Below are 4,718 nucleotides of genomic sequence, written 5' to 3' on the forward strand. Positions count from 1 at the left end.
TAATATTGTAAAAAATCCTGGCGTATAAATGCATACCAGCTGTAGCTTTGGTACAAATATAATTTTTCGTAAAACCCGGTTTGCTGCCAGGCATCGGCAGGTAAATGTTGTTTTAAATAAGCTTTTACGCCTTCTTCATCTTTTTGGTTACGGGCATGGCCATTTTTAATAAACCAGCTGTACATCAGCATGGCTAAATTAGATAATCTTGCTAAAGTATCAATGCGGTGGTTAACTTCATTTACTTCTGCAGAAAGTTGTTCGGCCCGGGTCTGCATCGTACGGGTAATGTGCAATGTTTCAATCCGTTTTTCCAGTGCAATGGCCTGTAATAAAAAATTTACTTTATGATTTGCCTTGGCAGTTTCCTTTGCCTTATCTAATATTTTAAGGCTCTGGGTAAACAGTCCTTTTTTATACAAGATATGAGCATAATCAAATTGTTCGTTCAATTGCAGATCTATACTATCGTTACTTTTTAATAAGCGCAGGCTGGATAACAATTGCTTGTATAAATGCACTTTTACATTAGATAACTGCGGCTTTTCTATCGACTTTAATTTTTTCAGCAACAATGTTTCGTCATACTCGGGAAGTTTATCCATTGCATCAAACAATTCTACAATTTTAAGGTCTTCGTTACCCGAACTTCTTTTAATATAGAGTTTAAAATGGCGCTTTTCCGCCTTTTCGAGGGAGTGTATCAGCTGAAATAATGTATCTGTAAACCTGTTGGGCATCATTAATAATTTATTATAAAACGCAATACTGGCAAGGCTTTTAAAATGTTAAATTAAGTTTTAGCATAATAAAACCAGTATTAAGTTGATTTTACAAAAATAATAACTCACCCTACTTTTGTTAAAGCGGATGAGTTATTGAATAGCATACAATCGTTAAAAGGGACAATCAATCGTTAATAAACTGCACTAAACATGCAGGAAGAATGAAAAACTTTTAGCAAACAGGATCAACTACTAAATTAAGAATTTTCATATAGCAAGCAATCGTTAGAGCCGCTCTGTTTCTACAGAGGGGCCTTTTTTTTGTAGTTGCAATTTATATCATTTAAACAATACAAAGTGCAAAATCCTTAACATTTTTTTCACATTCGCCATTAACTGTTTAATAATTTCTACCCCTTTTAGTCTTTTTTGTTTTAAATGTAAAATGCTTTTGGCTTAAATAACTGATGGCAATTACAATAACGGTTGTAATTAACTGGGCAATTACAGCATCCAGCTTTGCATACTCCACAAATATCTTCAGTAAAAAATAACTAAGAAAAAGATTTACCAGGTAAGCTACAAAATACCTGAAAAGCTGTATGCGGCCACGCAAATTTGAATCTACAAAAACTACAAACTTCATCAGCAAAAACCCCACTGTAAAACTTATGCAAAACGAAATGAACAATGCCGCATTGTAAGATTTAAGTACAACAAAGCCAATATCAACATTATCTTCTTTAAAAATAAAATAATGGCTGAAATTAAATACCAGTATAGATAAAACAGTATTGGCTCCGCCACAGGCCGCATAACGAAAAGTTTGCTCCGGCATAAACCTGCGGAACGGCGGGTAAAAAAAATCTATGAAGGCTATGATTTTATCTTTCGGCATTAACTGGTTGATGGTTAAAAGTCGATGGTTGAAAGTTATAAACGCCCCATTCGCAAACATTCAACTTTCAACCATCAACTTTCAATTTGTATTTTTAACTGTACAATTCTTCCCTGCTGGCTTTCACCCTGTCATCGGCAAGGTATTCGTCGTAAGTCATCAGTTTATCAATGATTCCTTTTGGTGTTAATTCAATAATGCGGTTGGCCACGGTTTGCATAAACTGATGATCATGTGTTGTTACTAACACAATACCCGTGTAAGCCACCATGTTATCGTTGAACGAAATAATACTTTCCAGGTCTAAATGGTTGGTTGGTTCATCCAATATTAAAACGTTAGGATTTTGTAACATCATTTTACTTACCATACAACGTACTTTTTCTCCCCCACTCAGTACGTTTGTTTTTTTCATGATCTCATCACCGGTAAAAAGCATTTTACCCAAAAAACCACGTAAAAAATCTTCATCCACATCTTTAGTACCCGGTGGTACATACTGGCGCAACCAATCCATTAAATTGTAATTGCTGCTGGTAAAATATTCGCTGTTATCATTGGGCAAATAAGCAGTGGTAACAGTAGTACCCCATTCGTAAGTGCCACTGTCGGCCTTCATTTTACCATTAATAATTTCAAAGAAAGAAGTTAAGGCAATTGGGTCACGGCTGATGAAAGCGATCTTATCGCCTTTTTGAATATCAAATCTTACTTTACTGAAAATAGTTTTGCCTTCAATTGCTTTGGTAAGATTTTCTACTTTTAAAATTTCGTTACCCACTTCCCTGTCCTGCTTAAAAATAATACCGGGATATTTTCTGCTGCTGGGTACAATATCTTCAAACACCAATTTATCCAATGCCTTTTTACGTGATGTGGCCTGTTTACTTTTACTGGCATTGGCGCTAAACCGTGCAATAAATTCCAGCAGGTCTTTCTTTTTATCTTCTGCTTTTTTATTTTTATCGCTTGCCTGCCTTGCTGCTAATTGAGAACTTTCGTACCAAAAAGTATAGTTACCGGTGTACACTTTTATTTTGTTTTTATCCACGTCGGCCACATGCGTACAGACCGCATCTAAAAAGTGACGATCGTGACTTACCACCAAAACTATATTCTGGTAATCGGCTAAAAAATTTTCTAACCAGCTGATGGTTTCCACATCAAGGTTGTTTGTAGGTTCATCTAATAATAAAATATCGGGGTTACCAAAAATGGCCTGTGCCAGCAATACCCTTACCTTAATATTAGCGGCTACATCTTTCATCAGCACCTGATGCAAATCGTCTTTTACACCCAATTCACTCAGCATGGTAGCTGCATCACTTTCGGCAGTGTAACCACCCATTTCGCCAAACTGTTCTTCCAGTTCGCCGGCCTTAATACCATCTGCTTCTGTAAAATCTTCTTTTGCATAAATGGCATCTCTTTCATGCATCACTTTCCACATTTTACTGTGGCCCATCATTACGGTATTTAAAACGGTTTGCTCGTCAAAAGCAAACTGGTTTTGATTTAAGAAAGCCATTCTTTCGCCGGGAGTAATATCCACGGTGCCCTTGTTCGGCTCAATCTCTCCGCTTAATATTTTTAAAAAGGTAGATTTACCGGCACCATTGGCACCAATAACCCCGTAACAGTTTCCCTTAGTAAAATTGATGTTTACCTCATCAAACAAAACCCTTTTGCCGTAAGCCAGCGTTATATTATTTGCACTTATCATAGTTGTAAAAAAGTGTGCAAAGATAAGGGAATTGGTTAGAGGTTAAATGTTGAAAGTTAAAAGATATTTCATTTTCTACCTGTTGCTATTTACAGATTAGCTTTTGCCATTTGCCCATTGCTTATTGCCCATTGCAAATTGCCAATTATCTTTGCCGCATGTTGATAGTAGAGCAATTACAAAAAAGCACCATAGAAAGTTTAACCGTATTGTTTGGCCAGGCATTTACCGAAAAAGATTTCCAGGTTAACCAAACCAAGCCCGAGTTTGAGGGAGATTATACCGTGGTGTTATTTTCGCTGGTAAAATCGCTGAAATTATCGCCTGATGATATTGGCAATAAATTAGGTAAACATCTTATTGAAAATAATCCTGCGCTTTTTACTCAATACAATATTATAAAAGGATTTTTAAATTTAACAGTTGCCGATGGTTACTGGATGGAAGTATTGCAAAAAAATTATAATGATGTTTGTTTTGGAAAAATACAAATGAATGACAAAAAAGTGATGGTGGAATATTCTTCTCCCAATACCAACAAACCATTACACCTTGGGCATTTGCGTAATAATTTTTTAGGATGGAGTGTGGCAGAAATTTTTAAAGCCAGCGGTTACGATGTGATAAAAAGTTGTATTGTAAACGACAGGGGCATTCATATTTGCAAGAGTATGATTGCATGGCAGCTTTTTGCAAATGGTGCTACTCCGCAAAGTACCCATACAAAAGGCGATCATTTTGTGGGAGAATATTATGTAAAATTTAATGACGAATATAAAAGGCAGGTTGAAGAATTGATTACTGCCGGCAAAACAAAAGACGAAGCAGAAAAAGAAGCGCCGATAATGAAAGCCACCCAGCAAATGCTTTTTGATTGGGAAGCCGGAAAGCCCGATACAATGGAGCTTTGGCAAAAAATGAACAGTTGGGTGTATGCCGGTTTTGATATTACTTACAAAACTATTGGCAGCGATTTTGATAAAATGTATTATGAAAGCAATACTTATTTGCTGGGCAAAAAAATCGTGGAAGAAGGTCTTTTAAAAAATGTTTTTATTAAAGAAGAAGATAACAGTGTGTGGATTGATTTAACCGAAGATGGTTTGGATAAAAAAATTGTGCAGCGTAAAGATGGCACTTCTGTTTATATGACGCAGGATATTGGTTTGGCACAACAGAAATATGAAGAATATAAAATTGATCAGAGTATTTATGTAATTGGTGATGAGCAAAATTACCACATGAAAGTGCTGAAATTAATTGCAGAAAAATTGCAATTACCCAACGCAAAAAATATTTACCACTTAAGTTATGGTATGGTGGAATTGCCAACGGGGAAAATGAAAAGCCGTGAAGGTACTGTGGTAGATGC

At 36.0% G+C, this 4,718-nt stretch carries 3 protein-coding genes and 1 pseudogene; 1 reads left to right on the forward strand and 3 read right to left on the reverse strand.

Annotation, left to right across the window (positions count from 1 at the left end; genetic code table 11):
• The 3 genes and pseudogenes from ACY65O_RS18225 to ACY65O_RS18235 form a co-directional block, all read right to left on the reverse strand.
• Nucleotides 1-743, reverse strand: a pseudogene (locus tag ACY65O_RS18225) (hypothetical protein); the annotation flags it as partial.
• A 382-nt stretch (nucleotides 744-1,125) separates the two neighbouring features.
• The gene (locus ACY65O_RS18230) at nucleotides 1,126-1,623 is read right to left on the reverse strand and encodes a GtrA family protein (RefSeq protein ID WP_462222288.1); all 498 of its coding nucleotides are present in this window, start codon (nucleotides 1,621-1,623) and stop codon (nucleotides 1,126-1,128) included.
• Between the two features lie 94 nt (nucleotides 1,624-1,717).
• A complete protein-coding gene (locus ACY65O_RS18235; protein ID WP_462222289.1) occupies nucleotides 1,718-3,346 on the reverse strand; it encodes an ABC-F family ATP-binding cassette domain-containing protein in 1,629 nt (542 codons plus the stop codon).
• 110 nt (nucleotides 3,347-3,456) lie between these two features.
• Here ACY65O_RS18235 and argS point away from each other — a divergent pair.
• A partial coding sequence (gene argS / locus ACY65O_RS18240; RefSeq protein WP_462222290.1) for an arginine--tRNA ligase domain-containing protein occupies nucleotides 3,457-4,718 on the forward strand: 1,262 nt, incomplete at its 3' end.

Origin of the sequence: Ferruginibacter sp., assembly GCF_031430955.1 — a bacterium.
Classification (GTDB): Bacteria; Bacteroidota; Bacteroidia; order Chitinophagales; family Chitinophagaceae; genus Ferruginibacter.